Origin of the sequence: Okeania sp. KiyG1 (assembly GCF_014132355.1) — a bacterium.
Lineage (GTDB): Bacteria > Cyanobacteriota > Cyanobacteriia > Cyanobacteriales > Microcoleaceae > Okeania.
Genome location: NZ_BLZO01000188.1, coordinates 45,856 through 67,691, shown reverse-complemented (window position 1 = coordinate 67,691; position 21,836 = coordinate 45,856). Strand labels below are relative to the sequence as shown.

Annotated in this window: 18 protein-coding genes and 2 pseudogenes; 7 read left to right on the top strand and 13 right to left on the bottom strand. The window is 37.4% G+C overall.

The features are described 5' to 3' along the window. The 8 genes from SAGCYANO_RS42430 to SAGCYANO_RS42395 form a co-directional block, all read right to left on the bottom strand. A partial coding sequence (locus SAGCYANO_RS42430) for a bifunctional DNA primase/polymerase (RefSeq protein WP_202225500.1) occupies positions 1-3,610 on the bottom strand: 3,610 nt, incomplete at its 3' end. 181 nt (positions 3,611-3,791) lie between these two features. Beyond that, positions 3,792-5,336 carry a DEAD/DEAH box helicase gene (locus SAGCYANO_RS42425; RefSeq protein WP_255502487.1) on the bottom strand — a complete coding sequence of 515 codons (1,545 nt, stop codon included), beginning with the start codon at positions 5,334-5,336 and terminating at the stop codon, positions 3,792-3,794. Between the two features lie 279 nt (positions 5,337-5,615). Continuing rightward, entirely contained in the window at positions 5,616-6,473 is an 858-nt protein-coding gene (locus SAGCYANO_RS42420) for a hypothetical protein (RefSeq protein ID WP_202225499.1), read from the bottom strand. Positions 6,474-6,519: 46 nt separating this feature from the next. Continuing rightward, positions 6,520-6,735 carry a four helix bundle protein gene (locus tag SAGCYANO_RS47025; RefSeq protein ID WP_237397240.1) on the bottom strand — a complete coding sequence of 72 codons (216 nt, stop codon included), beginning with the start codon at positions 6,733-6,735 and terminating at the stop codon, positions 6,520-6,522. A gap of 191 nt (positions 6,736-6,926) precedes the next feature. Next, the gene (locus SAGCYANO_RS42410) at positions 6,927-9,866 is read right to left on the bottom strand and encodes a hypothetical protein (RefSeq protein ID WP_202219496.1); all 2,940 of its coding nucleotides are present in this window, start codon (positions 9,864-9,866) and stop codon (positions 6,927-6,929) included. A 272-nt stretch (positions 9,867-10,138) separates the two neighbouring features. After that, positions 10,139-12,112 carry a DNA N-6-adenine-methyltransferase gene (locus SAGCYANO_RS42405; protein WP_202225498.1) on the bottom strand — a complete coding sequence of 658 codons (1,974 nt, stop codon included), beginning with the start codon at positions 12,110-12,112 and terminating at the stop codon, positions 10,139-10,141. 303 nt (positions 12,113-12,415) lie between these two features. Further along, positions 12,416-12,823, bottom strand: coding sequence for a helix-turn-helix transcriptional regulator (locus SAGCYANO_RS42400; RefSeq protein ID WP_202219499.1), 408 nt, complete (start codon positions 12,821-12,823; stop codon positions 12,416-12,418). 102 nt (positions 12,824-12,925) lie between these two features. After that, positions 12,926-13,174: a hypothetical protein gene (locus SAGCYANO_RS42395; RefSeq protein WP_237397239.1), complete on the bottom strand. Its 249-nt coding sequence runs from the start codon at positions 13,172-13,174 to the stop codon at positions 12,926-12,928. Positions 13,175-13,562: 388 nt separating this feature from the next. Here SAGCYANO_RS42395 and SAGCYANO_RS42390 point away from each other — a divergent pair, with 388 nt between their 5' ends. From SAGCYANO_RS42390 to SAGCYANO_RS42365, 7 genes and pseudogenes are all read left to right on the top strand, one after another. Beyond that, positions 13,563-13,832, top strand: coding sequence for a hypothetical protein (locus tag SAGCYANO_RS42390; RefSeq protein ID WP_237397238.1), 270 nt, complete (start codon positions 13,563-13,565; stop codon positions 13,830-13,832). 317 nt (positions 13,833-14,149) lie between these two features. After that, positions 14,150-14,500: a hypothetical protein gene (locus SAGCYANO_RS42385; protein WP_202225495.1), complete on the top strand. Its 351-nt coding sequence runs from the start codon at positions 14,150-14,152 to the stop codon at positions 14,498-14,500. Between the two features lie 4 nt (positions 14,501-14,504). Next, entirely contained in the window at positions 14,505-14,648 is a 144-nt protein-coding gene (locus SAGCYANO_RS42380) for a hypothetical protein (RefSeq protein WP_202225494.1), read from the top strand. Between the two features lie 358 nt (positions 14,649-15,006). Beyond that, positions 15,007-16,020, top strand: a complete 1,014-nt coding sequence (locus tag SAGCYANO_RS42375) for an ATP-binding protein (protein ID WP_202225493.1) — start codon at positions 15,007-15,009, stop codon at positions 16,018-16,020. Positions 16,021-16,084: 64 nt separating this feature from the next. After that, positions 16,085-16,769 (top strand): annotated as a pseudogene (locus SAGCYANO_RS42370) (IS1 family transposase); the annotation flags it as partial. A 171-nt stretch (positions 16,770-16,940) separates the two neighbouring features. Continuing rightward, positions 16,941-17,756 carry a relaxase/mobilization nuclease domain-containing protein gene (locus SAGCYANO_RS47020; RefSeq protein WP_237397243.1) on the top strand — a complete coding sequence of 272 codons (816 nt, stop codon included), beginning with the start codon at positions 16,941-16,943 and terminating at the stop codon, positions 17,754-17,756. Then, entirely contained in the window at positions 17,753-18,196 is a 444-nt protein-coding gene (locus SAGCYANO_RS42365; RefSeq protein ID WP_202225492.1) for a hypothetical protein, read from the top strand. Before SAGCYANO_RS47020 ends, SAGCYANO_RS42365 begins: the two co-directional genes overlap by 4 nt. A 433-nt stretch (positions 18,197-18,629) precedes the next feature. Here SAGCYANO_RS42365 and SAGCYANO_RS47015 read toward each other — a convergent pair. The 5 genes and pseudogenes from SAGCYANO_RS47015 to SAGCYANO_RS42345 all read right to left on the bottom strand — a co-directional run. Continuing rightward, positions 18,630-19,349 (bottom strand): annotated as a pseudogene (locus SAGCYANO_RS47015) (RNA-guided endonuclease InsQ/TnpB family protein); the annotation flags it as partial. Positions 19,350-19,427: 78 nt separating this feature from the next. Further along, positions 19,428-19,817: a hypothetical protein gene (locus SAGCYANO_RS47010; protein ID WP_237397237.1), complete on the bottom strand. Its 390-nt coding sequence runs from the start codon at positions 19,815-19,817 to the stop codon at positions 19,428-19,430. A gap of 286 nt (positions 19,818-20,103) precedes the next feature. Then, entirely contained in the window at positions 20,104-20,499 is a 396-nt protein-coding gene (locus tag SAGCYANO_RS42355) for a HAMP domain-containing sensor histidine kinase (RefSeq protein ID WP_202225491.1), read from the bottom strand. 29 nt (positions 20,500-20,528) lie between these two features. Next, positions 20,529-20,918, bottom strand: coding sequence for a hypothetical protein (locus SAGCYANO_RS42350; protein WP_202225490.1), 390 nt, complete (start codon positions 20,916-20,918; stop codon positions 20,529-20,531). A 25-nt stretch (positions 20,919-20,943) separates the two neighbouring features. Further along, the gene (locus tag SAGCYANO_RS42345) at positions 20,944-21,696 is read right to left on the bottom strand and encodes a response regulator transcription factor (protein WP_202225489.1); all 753 of its coding nucleotides are present in this window, start codon (positions 21,694-21,696) and stop codon (positions 20,944-20,946) included. Between the last annotated feature and the right edge of the window lie 140 nt (positions 21,697-21,836).

Sequence of the window (21,836 nt, the reverse complement as noted above, 5' to 3'; positions counted from 1 at the left end):
CCCAACTTTGACTACATCCCATCTCCTTAGCTATTTTCTCCTGGGTTACTTTTTGACCAAAACGTAGTAACTTCATACCCAGTTCAATGGCCATCTTAGTGTCAAGGTCTCGTCGGGTTGCAGCTTCGGGACATAAATCATAAGCCATCATTTTATTGATTTGGCATCCGGGAAATTTATCTTTTAGCTGCCAAATCAAATGTTCCGAATAATCCCCCAGTAGATGAACTTCCTTCTGTTTGTGAGGCTGTAAATGCGCTCTGAGACGACCGACTAACTGTAATTTTTCACTGACCACAGAATGCTGGATATACTCCTTAAACTCCTCAGTAGGGTTAGCAGGATTAGCATACTTACCAGTCAAAGTTCTAAAGGAAGCCGCCTTAGCACCTAGATTTGCCGTAGGGTTGCCTATAGCGATGATTACGTCATAGTCCTGGAGTATATTAGTTCCTCGGTTATCTCGCCACCAATAACCAAAATAATCAATCCCTTGTATATCTTTATAATTAGAGAGTTGCCCCTGAAAATCAATCAAAGCTATTTTCGCCTTTTTACCAAGCTGTGCTGTAAGAGATATGGAATCCGCTATAATTTTTTCTACACCTTTGATTAATCGTTTTGGTAGCGAAGCTTCACTCAATCCCTTTTCTCTCTGTTCCTTACTATCCCGTTGTGCTCCACAACTACCGAAACCACCTACTAATTTAATAACTAAATTAGTAGCAGCAGGTGTAGCGACTTTATATTCCAGGATATCCTCAGAATCAACACCTATACGCATAGCTATATCTTCAGGTCGTGCTGTTGCGTCCTTATAGATAATACTCTGAGCATTGAAAAGACTCCGCTTTACATGGTTATCTGACTGAGTTATATAAAACCCATAGCTTTTAGCTTGGATATATCCCCTACTTCCAGTCAGAACATTTAGTAGTGGAGTAACAAAGTTTAATTTACACTTTTCATCAATCCGTTTTCGTTGGATTTCCCAAGGCAAATTATCATCCTCAATCAAATTTTCTAAGTTTGGTTTATATACTTCTTTGAGGATTTGAACTACATCTTCAACAGTAGGACTTACATTGACAACCCTAATATCCTTATTTCCAAATACCCGAACTTCTCCCCAAATATTTGTATCAGTTTTAGTTAAAAATTCAACAGCAGATAAATTCCACAAAGCACGATTAATTAATTTTTCTATCCATGAACCTTTAATACTTTTTAATTGAAGTACATCACTGGAATTAGAATTGCCTGATTTAGCTTCTAAAAAAAGCGTTTTTTCTTGCTCTGTAATTAGACCATGACTACAATAAAGATCGGCTAACTTCTCAAACATTAAATTAATAAACTCATTATGATTCAATCCATTTTTCTTAATGTTGGGAGTGGAATCTATAAATACCATCATTTCCTTCATTATTTGGATTAAAGGAGAGAGAGCGCGGAAGATAGCATTGCCATAATGCAGGCCATCTACTTGATGCTTTATGAGGTTAGTTCCTAATTCATAGAAAGCTTCATTTAATGATTCACTACCTACAAATATGTCCTTTGTTGATTTAAGAATCTTGGCAGCTTCATCTACTACTGCAATATCTGTTTCAGATAGTGTAGAGAGCTGTTGAGGATGAGAACGGATAAATGGTGCGTATTGTTTAGTTTTCCAGCGCCCAACCAGCAGTGGACAAACTACTTTACCGTCCTCATTCAACAACTTGGGACATCCTTGGCATCCAGCAGAAGCTTTACCGCCGAATAGAGTCCGATTTTTAAATTCGGGGAAATATCTAAATATAGCTTCTCTGATGCAAGATGCTTCTATAGTAGGCTCTTCCTTACCTTTAGGTCGGCGGATATGAGGGTATCCCAAAGGCGTTTGCTTGGTAGTATCTTCAACTAAACCACTATGACGAGATGGCAAAACAACCGAATTACTCTCAATGCTTTCTGTAGTGGGGTTACGCGGGTCGTCACAAATATAGTAGAGAGTAGGGTCGTCTTCAGATTTTTTTTGTGTATGGGGATTGATTCCCAAATAAGGTGGTAAATTACCTGTGTCATGGCTTTTGCCAGTACCAGTACCACTAGAGTCAAACAAATTTTTGATACCGCGTTTGACCATAAGAGCTTCAAAAATATTCCTCATCCCTGGAGGAACTACATAAGCTGGACTACCTTGATTTTTCCAATCTTCAAAGTCTGTTGGTACATTCCAGTTATTAGGATCATCTCCTAATCTAATTTGAATTTTACCTAATAGTAAAGGCGGTTCCCATTTAACTATTGCTGTAGTAGTTTCTGCTAAATGTTTTGCTTCTGCAACATTCGCTTGACGAATACGTTGTTTTTCTTTGGGGTGTAGCTCTGGCGCGGGTGGTAGTTTGCCATTCCGACGGAAATACTTATAAGCAGGTCTGGCTACCTTATCTTTAAGATCTTGAGCCAGATTACTGACTGTATCTTTTAGTAGACGTGGGAACTTGTGTTTGAAGTTGTATTCAGTTTCAGGTATTAATTTAGACTGACTTTGTTTCTGCGGTGGTTTCCACTCCGGCAGTTCTACGCCAGCATCGTCAGCCAACTCTTCAACTATCTCCACAAAATCCTTGCCTGTAGGTGTGCCATGCTCACCTTTCAAAAACCAACGATATTGAACAGGATGACCGCCTTCCTGACAACCATGACAATACCAGGAATTGTCTTTTGTATTTACTTGAAATGCCGTACCGCTAGACCCGTTGTGTTGTGGACAGTAACCAACTAATTTATTGGGCCCATGCTTTTTAAATTGATGCTCGCTCCAATTATATATATCTTCTGTATTTAGCCTGGGGAGGATGTCCAGCTCTAGGATATCGGCTAAGGAGTCAGCAGTGCTGAGAGTAGGTAAGGCTTGTCTTTCTAGTTTACGTTGCTCTAAGTACCGCGCGCGTTCTGCCTTTTTCACCTCAGCTTCAGTGGTGGCCTTAGCTTCCTTGTCGGCTAGTTCTAGGAGTACATCTAGGATAGGTTGTGGGGCAATCGCTACTTCTGTATCTGCTGGGGAATTTACCCAGCTATATCTACCAGTTGTTGGATGGTAGGAGGGCGGCAGAACGGACTGGCAATAATTATAACGAAATTCTAAAAGTTCGTCTGTGTCAGTTTTTAAGCCCTTCCACTCTCGGACTACAGCTCGGGTAAAGTTGGCTAATTTTTCCCTATACTCCGGCGGGATTTGAAATGCTATTTGATACCGTCCTGGTTTTCCTGATGTCCAACTTACAGATTTAGGTAAATCTGGACAAATAGCCTTGAGAATAGGTTCGGCACTAGCGCCATCTACATCTATGGCCAGCAGTCCATCGGATATCTCACCTAGTCTTACCCCATATCCAGAATCAAAAGCTGTATATGGTTTACCTTTTTTACTGACTAAATCTTGCCCTTGGGTTATGGCAGTAGTGATCGCTTCCCTACTAACTGGCTCTTCATGTTGCCAGTTACTTCTATAGGGGCGTTTTTCTCTTACTGGTGTTAATGCCAAGTTAGGAGGGATAATTCCTAAACCTTCTGCTATTTCTGAGGCTCTGGGGTGGCGATTAAATATTTTCCAATCCATTTTACACTTCCTCCTGTAAAGAAGTTTTGACAGCGGAGATTAGGGTAGTAGTTGCAGAATTTTGATGTTTGTGCAATAATTTGTTCATAAGTTTTTTCATTTTTGTTTGTTTTCTCTACGGGGGTGTTAGTCCCGTAGTTTTTTTTCTTTTCAAGCCTTATCTTCACACGCGATAGCGTAGCTAAACATAGTTATCGCGGAGCGGAACGGATGTTTGATCGCCAAAAATCATCTTCATGTGGTGTTCAACCCAACCTATGCACTGACCGTCGGCTTTCATCAGGCGGAGTAAATATTTTTGATACGCAACTTTGTCAGCCACAGTAGGTTGCGAACCAAATATGGCACCGTGCATCCATTTGTAGGGAGGCCAGTATCCATAATGAATTTGGTATTGTTTATCTGCCCAATTAGATTTTAGTCCTCGATGGTAAGCTTCTGTGAGCAGTTCATGGTAATGGCGATATTGCTTGACCTTATCTGCCGTGCAGCGTAATAGTTTGAACTCTTGAGTAGGTAAAAGTTTAGGTAATGGTGCTGCTGGATATTGATAGCCACAACAGCTACACACCTTGTCGAAATTGCGATTTATGGCGTTACAACTCGGACAAATTTTTGTGGGAGCTACACCAGTGGGGGTGTTGTCGGATTTCCCCAGGGTAAATATTGTGGTATCCTCAATGAAACCAAATCGTGCGATTATCCCTGCTTGGTCTAGAATTAAGAAGTCATGTTTACCCTTAAAGCGTCTTGCTGCACGGCCTATCTGTTGCCATGCCTTAGCCTTAGATTTAGTGGGACGACATAATAAAACGCAAGAAATGGCAGGGACATCAAAACCTTCTCCCAATGCCTCACAACTTGCTAAGACTTTGATGAGTCCTGATTGTAATTGTGAATAAATTACTTCTCGCATTTTTGTGGGCATGGTGCCGTCTACACTTGCTGCGGGGATGCCAGCTTGATTGAAGGCAGTGGCGATCGCTTTTGCGTGTGCTACATTTACAGCAAAGCCAATGGTTAATCTACCGTTGGCTAATCGCTTCCATTCGGAGACTAGAGTTTCGACGACCTTTGGCACATTGCAACGTACTACTAACTCAGAGTTATCATAATCACCTGCTACAGTCCGCACTCCTTTGAGGTCAGCACCATCAACACTGTAGTAAATTGGGGGTGTCAAGTATCCTTTGAGGATAAGTTCGCCTGGAGTTGGAGCTGCAATGAGGGTATCGAATAGGTCTGACATTGCTTCTCGTTTTGAAAGTCTCCAGGGAGTAGCGGTGAGACCTATAAAGGTGGTATTGCCAAATTCACCTTGGTAATTTTCTAATTGTCTCTTTACTACTTTGTTCCAGGCGGTTTGATGTGCTTCATCTATTAATACAATGTCAGGAGCAAACCAATTGATTTTCCTTCGACTGAGAGTTTGTGCGCTGGCTATCTGAACTTTGGCAGAGCGAGTTTCTTTGTAGCCTCCAGCAATGACTCCACATTCAATGCCGAAGTTAGCAAATTTATTTAGTGTTTGCTTGATAAGCACATCACGATGAACGATGAACAATATAGTTTTACCACTGGAATATTCTTGATGTATGAAGGAAGCAGCAATTATAGTTTTCCCTGCTCCAGTAGGGGCGACAATTAATATTCGGCGGTGGTTGTGCTTGATGAACTTGTATAGATCGTCAATAACTTGGAGCTGGTAATCTCTGAGTTGGGGAATTTGTGATGATGCTATAATGAGGTTTAGAGATAATTGTTGATCTTCTTCCAGGTTTTTGAGTATGCTGCTGTAACAATGAGGGTTGCAGCAGTTTTGTTTGAGATGCTACTGATGGTAAATTCATAAGTTTTCAGTGATTAAAAAATTTTCAGAAGTGATGGGTTGTTGTATTAAGATGTATAATGGTGAAAGTCTATGTGGGTGGGGAGTTGTCGCCTTTGATTATTTCTAAAATTTGGCGATGTGGTAGTTTGGCAGCGATCGCACTACTAGCTGCTCTTACCTTTTGATCGGACATCCGACTGAGGAGACTACTGCTTTGCCCTTTTTGTACAAAGGTTTACCGTTTTTCCCTTTCTTATGCCAGCAGTAGTTCCAATACCAGTGTTTAGGATTGTATTGAGAACGTTGACCTTCTTTGACACGGGGATATTCAACAACTCCAGTCTTTGTTTCGATTAATTTTGTGTATTTATGAAGCCATCCACTGCCCCCAACTGGTTTGTTGGGAGATTTTTCTATAGAGTACTCAGTAGAAACCCTAGAGTCTTTGTTTGGTAAAGTTTTCAGAAGTTGAGCTTTTTCACAATTAATTGGACTATCAGATAATTGGCCAACAGATGTGGATTTGTTGTTTTTTCTACTGCCCCCAACTGGTTTGTTGGGAGATTTTTCTATAGAGTACTCAGTAGAAACCCTAGAGTCCTGATTAAGTCTGGTTTGTAGAGTTTCAGATTTTTTTTGTTTTGGTAGGCCATCTTGAATTAGGCCAGGGATTGTTGATTGATTGAGGCATTCACTGTTTTCTGCTGGTTTGGACTGTGACAGTTCCCTAGAGTCCTCTGTGGAACCGCTACAATCCTGATGGTGGGTGACTCGTAGGTTTTGAGAAATTGCCTCTGGTTTCGTAGTTACACTTTCACTGGATTCCTGGCCATTGTTAAGCAAGCTTGAAAGTTCCTCTAGAGTAAGACTAAAGGGATGGGTTGTTATATGGCCTTCGGGTAGATGCTCGTCACCGGAAAAGGTGTTATAAGATTTGGTAACGCTATCACTCATACATTGTTGTGATTCTGTTTCTGTCGTGTTGTCGGAATTGTTGTTGACGTTGGTATTGTTAATAAAATGTGGATTCATTTGACTTTGGCACTCCTGTTAATAATTAACAATTAGTAATTAACAATTAATAATTATTTTTTGTTGTTGATTTGATGATTGCGATTAAGATTTTTATGACTTCAATACAGTCTTGATTAATTGATTTAAAACCTTTTTTATTAATGTAATCAGCTTGATGTAATAGCTCTAACCAATATTGCGTTTCGTTAGCTTCTTTGATGGCAATCCGCAGTTGATGCACAAAGTCAGCACGGCTTTCCGCATATTCAGATTCACGCACTAAAGCACCAATTGCTGTACCACTCCGAAGTATTTGTTTTGATAAAACATACTCTTTTTATCCTGGTTTAGATATTGTGATAACTTAACTATTCGTAGTGCAAATTTGAAAGATTTGTTTTGGATTACATTATTTTTTCCATGATTTTTAATTCCTAATTATTAATTATTAATTGTTAATTATTAATTGTTTTAGAAAGGTATTAAGTCTTCTTGTGTTGCCGTCTGTTCAGCATTTTGGGAAATAAAGTCTTGCCAACACGCTGTCGCTGCTTTTTCGATGGTGTCGTAGTATGGTCCGAAAACGTTGGGACTGACGTACCATTTGCCAAATCCTGCTTTGTTTTTGCTTTTATTGCAAAGGTTGATTTTCCCGCATTTCTGCGTTCCGTTCCAAACTATGTAAGTCTCACTACGGTTAAACATTGATGTGTCTTTGAGCCAATGTAGTCTTTCAGGATGTTCTTCTGTATTGGTCTGTGACTGTTCTGTGGTTGTGGATGTGTTCAACTCATCAGAAGTTTGACTATCAGTAATATCTAAGTAGGCAGCATTATTTAATAAGTCTTGCCAAGTGATAGTATCATTGTTTTTGTGGCTGTCTTTAATTGTTTGCTCCAAAACGCTATGGTCAATATAATTATTGATATTAACCTCTTTACCTGTTTCTAAGTCATAACAGACTCGATCTATATCAATACCATATAGTTCTTTCATTTTGTCGTTCAACTTGACAGTAGGGAAAAGTGTGGAAGTATTATCATCAAAGGTTTTCATTGAACAGGGATAGAGGTTTTCAGACCCACGGTAAAACCAAAGTACGTTTCCAGAGCGAGAGGTACGGATGCTCTCTAACCCATCAAATACAGCAGTCATTTGGTCGAGCAGGTCTAATGGTAATGGTGAGTTTTCACCTATTTGCTCTGCGTTATTTTCAGGCTTTTCCTTATTAGGGATAAAATCAAACCGAATTACCCATGCTATTTGTTGGTCGTTACCATCAAAGAATTTGTTGATGAATTCTGCGCGTGATAGTTCTGGAAAACCTTCTGCTGCTAAGTCAGAAGTGGGTATATCGGCTAATTTTTCTTGGTAAGGTTGATGGGTGAGTTTGATGTAACCAACTTGCTTACCACCAACTCGATAGCTTTTCGTTAGTGCAGGGTAGAGAAACTCTCCCGGTCTGGCATTCCAGTCATTAAGGAAGCGTTTGGCGTAGCTATCTTTCCACATCCTCCGCGTGACTGTTTTTTGTTCTGATAGTAGCTGTGGTAGGGTTAAACCGAAGCTGATACTTTTGCCATTTACTTGATAGTTTAATTCCTCTACTGGAGGCTTTTTTGTCATTTTTTGCTCACTGCTAGATTCCTGTTCAGAGGTTTGAAGATCAGAGCGTTCGGTTGTTGGTGTGATGACGACTGGTTTGAGGTGATAGAACTTATAGGGGATATTAAGATTTACTAAAAATGCTTCTAGGTCGAAGTTATATTTAGCCAGTTCACCAATTAATTTTTGTTCTATTTCTAGTTCGTTTTCCTCGTTGTGGTGGATGCTACCTACTTTTGTACCGTAATGCCATGCAGTGAGGTCTACCTCATCATGGCTTACCGTAAAACCTTCGAGCTTTTCGAGTTTTACTTTGATGGCATCCATCCAGGTCAGGTCTTCCCAGATTAGGTCTTCGTTGTCATCAGGAAAGCTAGAAGCAGTAGTATTTTCAACGACTTCTGAGTTTTCTTTGTTGGTATTAGTGTTGTTAACAGTAGTTGCTGCTATCAGACCGCCAAATTTCAGTGCAGCAAAGTTTTCTGCTGTGGGTTCATCGCTTAATGCTTCAGTGTGAAGGCTGTCATTTTTAGCTGTCTGTTGAGCTGCAATATAACGGAGCAAACCAATGTTTACTTGTTCTGGCACATTATCCCCGTGGTCTAAGGAGTTCAGCCATTGAATAGTGGCTACTTGTCCATTGACTAACTGTAGTACTCCTTGTAGTCCGCGTCCCTCTTTCCAAGTGGGAGCGACGACGCATCCAGGGATAAAGATGGCTGGATTACTTTTGCCAATATGCTCGAATGGGTCTAGTTCAAAGCAATTATCAAGTGATGCGAATTCTATCGATTCAATTAAACCTTTGATGTCGATTCCGTAGGAGATTTTGAGGTTTGCTATTAAGCCTTCTTCTGCTACTAATTTATTTGGATTTAGTTCGACAGAACCTAGTCTGTATTTCTGTTGATAGAAGGTTAATTTGTTGTTGTTTTTTTGAATGTTTAAGTCGGTTTGGTATGATTGGATTGCTGAAAATAATGTGTCTAATTCTTCTTTTGTTGATTCAATTGTCTGACTGCCATTATTGTTAGGGTTTTTGGGAGAGGGAGTCGGAGTAATGGAGCCTCCATTATTAGTGTCATTATCATCAGTTTGTTCGGGGTCCTTTTCAAATATTTTTTGATGTTTATGGCGTATAGTTTCTGTCAATTCGTTCCAGGGTGGAGTTGATTCTACAAGTTTATTGAGTAGATTATTGGCAGTTTCCAAGTCTTGTTCATTCCAGGTTTCTTTAATTAGTAATTCTTTGATGGGTTCCGAAGTGATGATGTAATTTTCTATTTCAATTGATTGTTCACCTTTGATAATATCAATGGTTAGTTGATTGAGTAGAAATGAATATTGTTCTAATAGATTATTAATCAACTCTTCGTCTGGTTTGATTTCTAAATCATTAACTTTGACGGAGCCTAAGTAATTTTCTAACCATTCTTTACCGTTGTAAGCTTTAAATATTTCTCCTTGACGGATGACGATGAAATTCAAATGATTAGAGAGGCAGTGGAGTGCATTTTGGAGAGTGTCTAGATGGTTCAATTCTTGTTCTAAACTACTTACTCCTGTTAGATAATCACGATAATTACCTAGCTTTTGTTTTTCGATGTCTTCGATTAAAGTACCTATGTCGATGCTGTACAAGTCTTCGAGTAGGTGGTATTCGCGTTCTGGAATTTCTAACGTATCATTGCTTTTGAGAAAGATTGTGCCTAATTGATTTTCTCCCGACAGGATATGAGCTGTGTTTGAGTTTTCTTCCCTAGTTATTTTAAGTAAGTCCGTGTCGTAACTGTTAATGGTGTCCATCAACAATTCAAGGTTGTCAATGATAGGGCAGTCAAACCACCAAGTTGCTCTTTCGATCGCTTCTTCTATCGTCTTGACATCGTTGATAAATCGGGTTTCGTGGGAGACTAGGAAGGGGAAGGTTTTCCCATGTTCTGTGTGAGAAATATCAGTTACTTTTACCCAATTACTACTGTTTTGTGTGTCTGATGAGTAGATAAATATTTGATTATTATCTATGGTTTTTATTACCCAATTTTCTAATAGTAATGGTGTGATTCTTTCTGTGAGTGTTAATGTTTTTCTACTTCTTTGGGGTCAACTTCAACTTCAACCTGTGTAGATTCGTTTTTTGTTGGTAACTTTACTTCTCCAAACTGAGAAAATACTTGTCTAAATTTCTCTATATTTTCTCCCCAATAGACTAGACAATGTGACTGACGTGCGGGTAGTTTTGGTTGGTAATTAACGTCTAGGAATTTAATCCTTCCTTTCCAAAAACAGATGGGTTGATTCCACAGTGGTTTAAACCATTTAGTATCTGTTGATGCTGGCAAGAGAGCGATCGCTTCTGTGACGTTACTGTCATTAACTTCTGAAATCAGTTTCTCTATCCATTTACCAGGACAGCTATAGGGTGGGTTGATGAATACTTTCCCAAACCATACACAAGCAAGTCCATCTTCTCTTATGGTTTTGTGGTATTTTGCTGGTATGTGTTTTCCGTCGTCAGAACAGGGGTCTAGGTCTATTTTTCCTAACACAAGTTCTACTAATTCAACAATCTCTGGTGGTGTGTACCAACAGTCTGAGGATTTTGGTTTAGCTGTTTCTATTTTTGAAGAATTGGATATTGGTGGCTCTTTTTTTACTAAACCTGTTAAGATTTCAGCAAACTCATGAACATCTCCCGAATAGTAAACTTTTTCATACCCAGGACGAAAATACCAATAACTACCGTCGTTATAGCCTACTTCAATACTTTCTTGATTTGGGATATAAGAAGTGCCCAACTTACCTACAGTACAGCTTGAATGACTTTTGACAAACTTACCTCCTACTTTTTCTGGCACATTGTACAATCTCTGTAGAATGGCTTCTACTGCATCGGGTTTACCTGCTTTGAATTCTTCCCAGATAGCCTCCGCAAATAGTTTAGTAGAGTTATCTGGTTGAATCCAGTTTCCTGAGTTGGTTTTTTGTTTAAACTTGATTTCATGCTCATCTTTGATATCGTCCGGAATTATCCGGAAATACCTTTTAAAAGAACCTTTTTTTACTTCTCCGGTACTGCTGTTGTACCAAGTGACAGTAGGAACCGTAGCTACATCTACTATCTCAGCAGTGTCTATTTGGGTATTTTCTGCTGCCTTAAGCTGAGGAGTTATGCTATCTTTTGATTTCTGCTCCGCTAAAACTATATCCGTTTTTATACCTTTCAATATTTCAGCAAAGGCAAGAAGGTCGCCAGAACAGTAAACTTTGTTGCGACCAGGACGGATATACCAAAAGTTACCGTCGTTATGACCTACCTCGATATCTTCATTCTCGATCTGAAAAACGCCAAAAGTTTCATTTAGATGGAAAGTGCCGGAAGTACCTAAATTACATAAAGAAGCAGTAAACTTACCTCCTACTTCCTCTGCTGCTTCGTACAATTTCTGTCGAAAATTTTCAGCAGGTTTTCCTAGTTTGAATTCTTTCTCCACCCTATCTATTAAGGGTTGAGTAGTGGGATTGATATCTTTACTCCACCTCTTGGCGGATTCAGATTTTTTGAGACCTACTTGATGTTGATTTTGTTTGTTGTTCCAAAGTACCCGAAAATACCTTCGTTCGTTCCCTGCACTTACTTCTCCACTGATGGAGTTGTACCAAGTTACATCAACATCTTTTGATGCGTTCTCTGTTGCAGGCAGTTCTGTCTGATTGTCTAGACTATTATCATCTAGACAATTACTACTTTCGGTATATTTTGAGGGTTTTGTGTCCGAGACTACATTTTTTTGTTCGTCTTTTCGATAATCGCCATCAACTATTTCAATTACTCGCAGTGTTGGTGACGGTAATGTTGGTAAGATTAATCCGAGTTGCTCGGCAACATCGGCTCGATATACGGGATACTTTTCGAGTATTGGAGCCAACTCTCCTGTTAATGCGGAAATTTTTGTATCCGCATTACTCATGTCTTCTAGACGTTCTTGTTCTTGCTGTAGCTGGACTTGAAGAATTCTCACCAGCTCTTGTTGGCTTTGTAGATGTATCATAATGAATTTTATTGATATCGTTTACAGAATTTCCTGGTTGCAGACAGTGGGAATTCCGTGTACATCAGAGAGTGGTGGGTTGCGGGGGTTAATTGAAAATCTTGTATATACGATTCGCGATCTGAAATAACACAACTGCAGCTATATACAGTATAGTTTGGTATTTTTTGAACGATCGATCGCAGTTCAAGATTTTTAACATGAATGCAATATTACTATGATGCAACGGAAGTACGGATGGAGTGATGCTCGGCTCAAGTGCAACTAACTGCACTTGATTACACGGGGAGCGATCACTACATCCTATCCGGTTAGTACAACCCACTTTTGATTCAGTTGATGGGCCAATCGGCGTACTTTTCGAGATGGTTTGTTCTGGCCATTAATCCAGTGGCCAATAGCTCGAACCGAAACTCCTAGAGCTTCAGCTAATGTAAAACGGGAAATATTAAATTTTGTTAGCAGTTGTAGTGGGTCCAATTCTGCTGTTTCGATTTTTGGAGGGAACGGCAGTGGCCACTTATTTAAAATCTGTAAAAGTTCCCAGGCTAGTCGTTGAATAGTCCGGCTTGGGTTTGTTGCGCCACACATCCATCTCGATACGGCAGATGGATTGACTCCCAGGGCTTTTGCTAGTTGCGTTTGGGATAGCCACTGGAATTGCAAAAGTAGGGAGGCTGGATTTATATCCTCGAAATGTGCTATATTCATGGTTCAAGAATTTTTTAATTATCGTTTTTGGCTATAGGGAAGCTTGTAACCTTCCTTGTAGCTTTTTATTTAGCTTAAAAGTAACCAAGTATTACTATACAGTCAAGCACCATCCACAAAATGTTTTTTGAATAACTGACGGAATTCGTTGATGATGTTGGCCTGTTTAAGTATGACCTTGACATAGTCTGGATGCCCTTTGAAATCAGCTCCCCAGTTTTTTATAGATTGCTCGGTAAAGCCTGTGACTTTTGCTAGCTCTTCGATACAACGAGCTTTATAGCCTCGCTGTTCAGGTAAAGTCTTGTAAAGCACAGGGACCCATATTTGACAATACTCTTCAGGACTCATGCCAGTTTTGATATATGAATATTTTCTACATGGCATTTTGTTATAGGCATTGTCTAGGGTGAATTTGAACTATATCTATATCTATAGTAATCAATAGTTACCTTAAGTTCACAGGACTGATTTGTTTAATGTCTCTGGCGATCGCCATAAAACTCAACTCATTCTATAAAAATAGCTATTACCATTAATGTAACGTACTTGTTTTATTATGTCAATCTATTTTTACAGGATATAAGCAAAAAAAGTTTGATGTGAGGCAATAATAGAGTAAGTACATTACAATTAACTTATGTCTCGGACTCGCAAAGGTTACACGCAACTTTCTGTTTATCTTCCAACTCCCATACATCGTGCTTTTCGTACACTGTGCTTGGACTCGGAAGTATCTATGACTGAATGGATTGCAGAAAAAGTTGAAGAAGCTGTGCGCGAAACGGGATACTATAGAGCAAAGCCAGTTCAAAACTACGATACGCTTGCTGATTTTGTTAGGGATAATTTAGACTTATTGAAAAATTCAAAAATCACGCAAGATCATATAGACGCAATGCTCAAGGGTAAGAAACCTAACGAGCTGAATTTACTAAGGTTAGCAACTACTTTGCGAGTTGATATTGATGAACTGCATGAGTTGTATGCTCGAAGTTTTGATGATTAAACGATCGCTACACAGCTAAATTAATTCAAGAACAATAGCTTTTGAAAACTATTTTCTAGAGTGCATTTTCAGCCTTGAGACTTTGCACAGTTGATGTTTCAGCCTTGATGCACGGCATTGCGTCTAGGCTTTTTTTTTGTTATGCTTGTATATTAATAACAATACTTGTATACGCCAAGTATATTTTGTATATATTTGTATAGAAAAATAAACGATATATGCTCTAAGCCTTACAGTTGTCGAGTTTGAGCATTTCTCGTAGAAAAATGGTATAAATTTCATATATAAGTCCAAATAAATTATAGATATATAGAAATATGCCACGGACGACGCCGACTTTTTCTGATGAAACTTATGAAATATTACAGGAGTGGGCCAAAGAAGAAAAAAGGACAGAAGCAAACTTAACAGAATATATTGTTGAAAGAGTTATAAATCTCTCTCAAGAAGGCCAAGTTATCCCTGGTTTGCCTTTCCCGCAGAGGCTAAAAAAAGCAGAAAAACTCTCGTTTGATTTTTTGAAATCTTTGTATAACAAGCAGCAATTGCCTCCGGAGCAGGTACTCTTGTTGGCTCGTAAGTTAAATATTCCTGTAGAAAGCTTGTTCAATATTCAGAATGCAGTTATTGAAAATGGCGATTCAAAGCCACCTGGAGTTCGGAATTGATTACTTGAGATTAACTTCTGCTGCTGAAGTTGATTCTATTCTTGAAAATTGGGGGATAGATTTGTTGAAAACAGCCAAGCTTTTGAATAGTGATTTTCATCTGCAATGGGATGAAATAATCGACGATGCAGGAAATAGACTTGCTTAGAAATTTAGGATCTAGGGAAATAGCAAGTCCCGTCGTTCAATAGCATGAAATTTTCCGATAGCAAACGCTATCGGAAGGAATCAATAACATAAATCATAAATCTTATAGTTTCAACCGAAATCTGTATGCTGAACCAACAGCTACTCCTAATGATGTAAGGTGGCCTGTGGCATAGGTTGAATTTTGTGGGAAGCGAGCGCTGAGTGGATTTAGCGAGCGCTCCAGTAATATTCTCTGATGGTAAATGATTTTATGTTACTCACTACATATAGTGTTTTACCTAATTCCTAATGATTTTAAGTGATATATATAGCGTCTTTGCGTAAGTTTTGATCGTATCTCCTTATCTGTATCAAAAATGTGTTCTCAAAAATTTATCGGACGAGAAAAAGAGATTGAGCAATTTCTCCAATATTTAACCCAGTCGCCTGAAGCCCCTCAAAATCCTTTGTTGATTATTAATATTCATGGACAAAGTGGGATGGGTAAGACCTATCTTTTGCAACAGTTTCGGCATTTAGCATTGGAGTCTGGGAATTTATCAGTTTATCTTGATGGAGATGAAACTGATATTCCTACCATCATGGGAACTGTAGTAAAAAAGTTAGGAGAAATTGATTGTAATTTAAGGGATATTGAAAAATATATTTTAACTAATTTTCCTACTTTTTCTAGATTTATTTCTCCGTTGAAAAAGTTATCTTCGGCCAATCCTCAATTATTTGTTGACCAAAATTTTAAGAAGTTTAACGATCAATATAAACTCTATCTTCAATGTCGCTCAAAGATAGACAACGACCCAGAAAAACCTCAAGGGTTATCTAATTTTGTTGGTAAAACAACGGCTAAAGTAGGATTGAGTTTCGGTAAAAAAGTTCCAGGAATTGATACTGTTTTAGAGTTTTTCGATGATGAAGAATTAAGTAAACAAGCAGAGGAGTGGGCTGCTTTTATAGCAAAAAAGTTTAACAGTAAAGATGAAAAGAGTTTAATGCGCGATCCTCTTAGCATTCTTACTCCTTTATTTTGGGAAGGATTGAAAAACTTAACTCAAGAAAAATTAGTCGTTATTTGTTTTGATAATTATGAAAGAGTAACAGAGAATGTAGGTATATGGTTAAGAAATTGCTTGGATGAAGATTATGGTAAAATCCCTCAAACTTTGATTTTTGCTATTGCTTGCAGGAAAGAAATCAATCTTTTTCAATGGGCAAATTATGAAGATAAAATAGAACGTATTTGTTTACAGCCTTTTACAGAACTAGAAGCAAAACAATATATTGAAAATAAGGGTATTACTGAAAATAATAAGGTTAATAACATATTACATATTTCGGGCAAAATTCCAGGCGTTGGTGAAGCGCGGGTATGATTTGAGAAAAGAGCGATATAGCTGCCGCACTTGCTCCGCCAACGCTAAATTAGGCAGAAAAATTATGGAATGTCCAGAATGTCAATCAACTCACATCAATAAAAATGGCCAAAAAAAAGGAAAGCAAAACTATATGTGTGTAGAATGTGGTCGTCAATTTATTGATTGCTATGAAACTTATAGAGGTTATAGTGATGAACTCAGAGATGAATGCTTAAAAATGTATGTTAATGGTATGGGCTTAAGAGCAATATCAAGAGTCAAAAAGGTACACCATACTACAATTATCAACTGGGTTAAACAAGTAGGAAAACTATTACCCGATTCTTACTCTCCTGAAAAATTCCTCAAGTAGGAGAGCTAGACGAATTACAGACATTTGTAGGCTCAAAAAAAACAAAATTTGGCTATGGACGGCAGTAGATCATTTTGAAAAAGGAATTTTAGAATGGGTTATTGGAAATCGTAGTGGAGAAACATTTTATCCTTTATGGGAAAAAGTCAAAAAATGGGAATGTTATTTTTATGTGACAGATGGATGGAAAGTATATGCCAATTTTATTAATGATGGGGATCAAATTATCAGCAAAACCTATATGACCAGAGTAGAAGGAGAAAATACTAGACTTCGCCACTATCTTGCCAGATTACATCGAAAAACTCTTTGCTACTCAAAATCTTTAGAGATGTTAAAGCATTCAATTCGCTTACTGATTCATTATCTAAATTTTTTGGATGTTCCAGTTCCTTATAGACATTCACAGCGATCGCTCTTTTCTCAAATCATACCCGCGCTTCACCAACGCCATATTTTTTACTTATTACATGAAACCGAGAGGAATTTTGGCATAAAACCAGACAGATTATCATACAGAAAGAGGGATTCCCATTATCATCCTCATCATCCTCACTTGTTTACCATGCGTACTAAATGCAGTTGTGCTACATCCTTTAGAACTACCCTGTCTTATGTACTGGGAAAGAAAGAATCTACACTAATCGCCACTAATATCCCTGTTCGATCTGTAGAGACCAAAGAAGTCACTAATGAAATCATTAAATATATGACCGCACGAAGTCAAAACAGGGGAGCAAAAAAAAGTTGTTACCATGTTTCTATATCTCCAGCCGACAAAGATATACAGATAGGGATCTCCCACAGAAAGTGGATAGATATATCAGAATCTTTTACTCAAAAAATAGGACTTGAAGACAATCAAAGAGTATATGTAATCCATGAGGATACAGGTCGCCCCCATTTACACTGTGTCTTTAATCTCATCAATCGCAATGGCAAAATATCGCACCTACACAATAATTACTATCAGAATCAAGCTGCGTTAAAAGAAATAGAAAAAGAGTTTAATTTAGAAGAGACCTGGAGTAAAAATCATTGGCTGCGTACAACCTCATCGAACTTATCACACATACAAGAACATCTTAATAATCACTTCCGGAAGTATCGTTTGTTTCTTGAAGATTTCAATCTAAACGACCTTTTCGTAGGGGATTATAGATTAATTCTAAACAATAATCATCTAGGTGTTTATGGCAGTAATTCTAATACAATACCTTTGATATCTGCGCATTTTACCACAGATAGATGGCTAATAGAACATAAGAATACTCAGCAAGAACTTCTAATATTCCAGCAATTGGACAAAGAAATACAAAATTACTTGAAAACACAGCAATTTCAGAAACGTCAGACGAAAAAAAGCGAAATAGAACTATGAATAATTCAAACACAACTTTATATGCACTAAAACCTATATATATTTCTACTCTAGATATAACCCTATTTTGTCAGGATAAAAATGAATATATATCTGTTTCTGATTTATCCAAAACAATCAAAAAATACACTGGGGACAATATACCTACGCATCGTTTTACTATATACCAGTTTAACAACCTAAATTTACTTATTTTCAAGGATGCCTTGAAAATATTAAATATTAAACTAAGTTGCAGTCAACTACTATCATTTTGTACAAACATCATATCCGAATTATTTTTATCTTATGTGCATGAGAATAATACAGAAATATATCGTGCTGAATTGAATGACTGCAAAGAAAGCATCATCAACTTAGGTATAGTTAATACTAAACTGGAAACAGAATTAAATCATTGGCGATCTTTATATGGCGATCCTAAAGCCAAAAAAGTATAGATAATAAGGCTTGGTAGCCATAGGCCATCTTTAGTATAAATAAGTTTCAAGGGTATGGCTACTTTTACAGCGCTTTTCATTTGAGTAGACTACAAAATTCTTTTGGTGCGCGGGAGTAGGGAGTAGGGAGTGGGGAGCAGACAGTAGGAGAATACTTTGGCCACTGTAAGTCTATCTATTTGAAAACCGCTATAAGTAGACTACAAAATTCTTTTGGTGCGCGGGAGTAGGGAGTAGGAGAATGCTTTTGCCACTGTAGTCTATCTATTTGAAAACCGCTATAATCAACCATTTTAGGACAAAGAAGTTTTTCGATAGCATTTGCTATCGGAAAAAACAGAGCATTTTTAAGAGTTGCCTTCGGCAACCCTTAAGAATACCCTCAGAAATTAATCAGAATTGACACTCCACGGACTGAAAGTCGCGTGGATTCTTAAGCGGAACAAATTTGCCGGACTGAAGTCACGTCAAATTTTACCCTTAATGGCATAGCCAAAGATGCCTCTAATCTGTCCGGGATAAACCCATTCAGGTTGCTTTTGACTCCAATGTTGGCAGCACCGTTAGCATCAGCATTTATCAATTTTCCTTTCCTAGTCTTGTACAAACCACGCTTTATTCGTTTACCACTAAAACTATATTCCGTGGGATTATCAGCATTATACACAGGTATTAAATCACCATCTAAAAAGCTAGCTTTAGAAGTATAGGATTCTTCCTGTTCAGTGTAGGTCAAACCATACCTATCACACATAGCTTTTAGTTTAAATCTAAAATTATGGTGTGGTATTTGTACAAAATTTTGGTTAGTTTTTTTGCCTAAATTGATATTTTGCTTCATGCCAGGATTTACACCTAAAACTAGAGTAGATATTCTATTTTCAATACACCAGTTGATTAAATACCTAGCAGCTTTATTCAAGTAATCTCTGACTTTATTATTCCGATTTACCGTAATGCTAATTTGTCTCTTTGTTAAACCTTTAATGCCCTGTTTGTCTTTTATAGACTGCAATCTAGAATTTTCTTTGTTGTACCACTGGTTGATTGATTTAAGTTTTCTACCGTCTAGAATAAACGATGACCTAGTATTTGATACACAAGTAGCTAGATTGTCTAAACCTAAGTCTATTGCTACTATATTATCTGTCTTTACTGCTGGTTGTGACTCCTATTCCGTAATAAATTCTACTTCAAAAAAACTAGCATTAAATCTAGGTATTATTCTAACTTATTTGAGATTCTTATCTGCTAATCTTTCAGGAAAAGGTATTTTTACTGCACCATATTCAGCCTTGAATTTCCTAGACATTGGAATATTAAAATATCCATCTTTCACCCTAATTCGAGGTATTATTAAAGGGAAGTACCCCTCTTTATTGAGATATCTAGGCATTCGTATTTGTTCAAACCTATATAGACTTTCTTTGGCCTTTTGGATTAAGTTGAAAAATGACTTAAAAGACCGATCGACAACTTTTAAAATTTGCTGTGCAATATCGGTTTGAAGTAGCTGATAATTTTCATTGTCTTTACAATAATGATAGTTTGATTCATACCTCAGATATCCGCCCTTAGAAAAATAGAATTGTCGTACCGAATAAAGACCGACATTGTACATATTTTTGGATAATCTGCACAATTGTCTTAATGCTTTAAATTCCTGGCTAGACAAATTTCTAATTTTGTTCTTTTGGGTTAGGTACATACTTCATTTGTCGCTGTATAATAACTATATTAGCATTAGCGAAATAACCTCAAGTTGTCAATGTGACTACGGGTTCAAACCCGTCGCATCGTTTGCATCCAGCCGTTAAAACTGGCAGGTTTCCCGCTTCCCGAATTTTTTGTGATGAAAATATAAGTAGCCTTTCATCTTATTGTACTATCTCCTATCAACCTCTGTTTTAGGTTAGTGGTAAGGATAAAGTTACAACTGTACCGACATTCACTTGAGAAAATACCTCTATTTTGCCTTCTAAATCCCCAACTAATTTTTTGACTACAGTCATCCCCAGACCATGCCCTGCTATATTATGCTGAACTTTTTGAGAACGCCAACAACAATCAAATATATATGGGACTTCCTTCTCACTATCCATGCCTATCCCTGTATCTTCAATAATTATTTTGATACTTGTGTGTTCGTACTCAGCCAATATCAAAATAGAACCCGCAACCGTATATTTTAAAGAATTGGTTAGCAGATTAGTTAATATCTGATGCAGCACATTTTTATCTATGTTGAGAGGAGGCAAAGAATCACGAACTTCCACAATAATATCTATACCATTATTGTTCAAAAATCTTAGCTGTAGGACTATATTGTTTATTAAATCATGGATAAAAAAGGAGAATTATCTGATGTTTTTCTGAAAAAAGAAGCTTTTTCAGGATCAAAATTGACTATTATTTCCTCAATTCGCTCTATTTCATCAACAACAATCTTAAATTCATCCGTTTTTTTTTCACAAAAAAAGCCTTTGAGAACTGATATAGGTGTAAGCAGTTCGTGCTTTAAAAATCGACAAGTATCTTGATTTTTTCTATCTGTTTTATCTGATATTGCTGCTATTTTACAACCCATTACAAAAGAAATAATATTAACACGAACTGGGCAATATAACTCTGATAACTCAGGCTTGTAGACCTCTGGTACTGAATAATATTCTTGCTCGGTATAATATTCTTTTTCAGGATAGACAGATAGTAATAACGACACAAAAAGTATGATACCTTTTGTTACATTAAGCCAAATGTCGTATATGAGCATCGTCTTTTATGAAAGCATTATCATTATAAGAATAACCCAAGTGTCTATTACTTTCAATTAAAATATTGGCTGCACCTAATTTTTTCTTGATTCTATGTATGTTTGTACTCACTACACTGTACGAACAGCAAGCACCCCATAAATGTAAGCCTATATCTCTTCTATTTACAAAACGTCCGGCGGATTGAATTAAAAGTTTAAACAAGCGTAATTCTGTTTCAGTGAGATAAGTTTCTTTTTCTTCCTCATCAGGAAGATTTATATATACCCGCCCATTAGGCAAGATGCGTAAATATTTAGTTTGTATTTCTAAATCAAATTGATTCCGTGACACAGGAAGATCGCGATGCCCTCTGGTAGACATTAGTGCCAACCGAATAGGGAGTTCTTCATAATCAATAGGCTTACAGATATAATCATCTATCCCTATTTTGTATCCTTGAATTTTACTTTGAGTACTGATCAATCCTGTCAGCATACAAATATAAGGGTCATACTCATTTATTTTGGTGCGGACATACTCACAGATGGTATCGCCACTTATGTCTGGTAAACATCGATCTAATAATATCAAATCAGGTTTGTATGCATTTATTAGCAATATACCTTCTTCACCTGTAGAAGATGTTTTGATTTCCCAGTTAGGGATTTTTGTTTCCAAAATAGTCTTTAAAATTATCAATTGATTTGAATTATCTTCGATAATCACAACTCTTTTTACAGTCATTATTACTCCTGTTTTTGTAAAGTTTTATTAAGAAAAAGCTTCATAATATACAATATTTTTTATACAAAAATATCTCAAATTTTTTGATATTATTCTGTTCTTTATATTTAATTAAAGTTTATTGCATCTAAGGGGTTGCT

Bases quoted from the DNA above. Each gene is read 5' to 3' on its own strand.
- SAGCYANO_RS42420 (WP_202225499.1), bottom strand. From the start codon at position 6,473: ATGAATCCACATTTTATTAACAATACCAACGTCAACAACAATTCCGAC.
- SAGCYANO_RS42410 (WP_202219496.1), bottom strand. From the start codon at position 9,866: ATGGACACCATTAACAGTTACGACACGGACTTACTTAAAATAACTAGG.
- SAGCYANO_RS42405 (WP_202225498.1), bottom strand. From the start codon at position 12,112: ATGATACATCTACAAAGCCAACAAGAGCTGGTGAGAATTCTTCAAGTC.
- SAGCYANO_RS42400 (WP_202219499.1), bottom strand. From the start codon at position 12,823: ATGAATATAGCACATTTCGAGGATATAAATCCAGCCTCCCTACTTTTG.
- SAGCYANO_RS42395 (WP_237397239.1), bottom strand. From the start codon at position 13,174: ATGAGTCCTGAAGAGTATTGTCAAATATGGGTCCCTGTGCTTTACAAG.
- SAGCYANO_RS42390 (WP_237397238.1), top strand. From the start codon at position 13,563: ATGACTGAATGGATTGCAGAAAAAGTTGAAGAAGCTGTGCGCGAAACG.
- SAGCYANO_RS42385 (WP_202225495.1), top strand. From the start codon at position 14,150: ATGCCACGGACGACGCCGACTTTTTCTGATGAAACTTATGAAATATTA.
- SAGCYANO_RS42375 (WP_202225493.1), top strand. From the start codon at position 15,007: ATGTGTTCTCAAAAATTTATCGGACGAGAAAAAGAGATTGAGCAATTT.
- SAGCYANO_RS47020 (WP_237397243.1), top strand. From the start codon at position 16,941: ATGCGTACTAAATGCAGTTGTGCTACATCCTTTAGAACTACCCTGTCT.
- SAGCYANO_RS42365 (WP_202225492.1), top strand. From the start codon at position 17,753: ATGAATAATTCAAACACAACTTTATATGCACTAAAACCTATATATATT.
- SAGCYANO_RS47010 (WP_237397237.1), bottom strand. From the start codon at position 19,817: ATGTACAATGTCGGTCTTTATTCGGTACGACAATTCTATTTTTCTAAG.
- SAGCYANO_RS42345 (WP_202225489.1), bottom strand. From the start codon at position 21,696: ATGACTGTAAAAAGAGTTGTGATTATCGAAGATAATTCAAATCAATTG.